This is a genomic window from Burkholderia sp. Tr-20355 (genome assembly GCF_017104685.1).
Taxonomy (GTDB): domain Bacteria; phylum Pseudomonadota; class Gammaproteobacteria; order Burkholderiales; family Burkholderiaceae; genus Burkholderia; species Burkholderia seminalis.
Genome location: NZ_JAAGPK010000370.1, coordinates 1 through 1,512 on the forward strand (window position 1 = coordinate 1; position 1,512 = coordinate 1,512).

The window sequence follows — 1,512 nt, forward strand, 5'->3', positions numbered from 1 at the left end:
CACGCGATGCAGCAAGCCGGCTGTGCACCGGCCGGCACCGCCGTGCCGCCCGCCGCCGCGCCGCCGGTGAGCGCGATCCTCGCGTACGTCGCGCACGGCCCGTCGCCGCTCGCGATCGTGCCGCTCGAGGATCTGCTCGCGCTCGACGCGCAGCCGAACCTGCCGGGGCCGCCGTGCGGCCATCCGAACTGGCGGCAGCGGCTGCCGCGCACGATCGACACGCTGGTCGACGCCGACGTGCGCGAACGCATCGCGGCGATCGTACACGCGCGCCGTTCACCGAGGCGCGGCGCATGACACCGCGTGCGACGCTGCGGCTGCAGCTTCATGCGGGCTTCACGTTCGACGACGCCGCCGCGCACGCCGACTACTTCGCGCGGCTCGGCGTGAGCCACCTGTACCTGTCGCCGGTCGCGACGGCCGAGCCGGGCTCGCGGCACGGCTACGACACCGTCGACTACGGCGTGCTCAATCCCGAACTCGGCGGCGAAGCCGGTTTCGTCCGGCTCGTCGACGCGCTGCGCGCACGCGGCCTCGGCGTGATCGTCGACATCGTGCCGAACCACATGGGCGTCGGCGGATCGTCGAACGGCTGGTGGAACGACGTGCTCGAATGGGGACCGGCGAGCCCGTACGCGCACTACTTCGATATCGACTGGCACCCGCCCGATCCGGCGCTCGACGGCAAGGTGCTGCTGCCGTGCCTGGGCGTGCCCTATGCCGACGCGCTCGCAGCCGGCGACATCACGCTCGGCGTCGACGCGGCCGCCGGACGTTTCTTCGTCGCATGCCCCGGACGGCGGCTGCCGGTGTCCGCCGCCACGTATGCGGAGATCCTGCGCCTCGCGAACCGCGCGGACCTGAACGCCCTCGCCGAACGCTTCGACATCGCGCCGGCGCGCGACAGCGCGCGGCTGGCCGCCGCGCATGCGGCGCTGCGCGATCATGCGGCCGCGCACGGCCCGCACGCGTTCGACGCCGTGCTGCGCGGGGCCGACCCGCGCCTCGCGCGTTCGCGCATCCGCCTGCACCAGGTGCTCGAACGCCAGCACTACCGGCTCGCGTGGTGGCGCACGGCTGCCGACGAACTGAACTGGCGGCGCTTCTTCGACATCGCGACGCTCGCGGCCGTCCGCGTCGACGACGACGCGGTATTCGACGCCGTGCATGCGCTGCCGCTGCGCCTGCATGCGGCGGGGCTTGTCGACGGCTTGCGCGTCGATCACGTCGACGGCCTCGCCGATCCGCCGGCGTACTGCCGGCGGCTGGATGCGCGACTCGCCACTCAGCGTCGGGCACCGCCGTACGTCGTCGTCGAGAAGATCCTCGCGCCCGGCGAGGCGCTGCCCGCCGACTGGCCCGTCGCCGGCACGACCGGCTACGACTTCATGAACGATGTCGGCGCGCTGCTGCACGACCCCGCCGGCGCCGAGCCGCTCGCCGCGCACTGGGCCGCCGTGTCGGGCGCATCGCGCACGTTCGCGCAAGAGGTGCTCGACGGCAAGCGGCGCG

Annotated in this window: 2 protein-coding genes; both read left to right on the forward strand. The window is 73.8% G+C overall.

The window, feature by feature from the left end; genetic code table 11:
* Positions 1-297 (forward strand): 4-alpha-glucanotransferase (locus G3N62_RS35430; protein WP_206141545.1); only part of this gene is annotated, 297 nt, incomplete at its 5' end.
* The coding region (locus G3N62_RS35435; protein ID WP_241013302.1) for an alpha-amylase family glycosyl hydrolase at positions 294-1,512 on the forward strand (1,219 nt) is incomplete at its 3' end. The genes G3N62_RS35430 and G3N62_RS35435, both read left to right, overlap by 4 nt.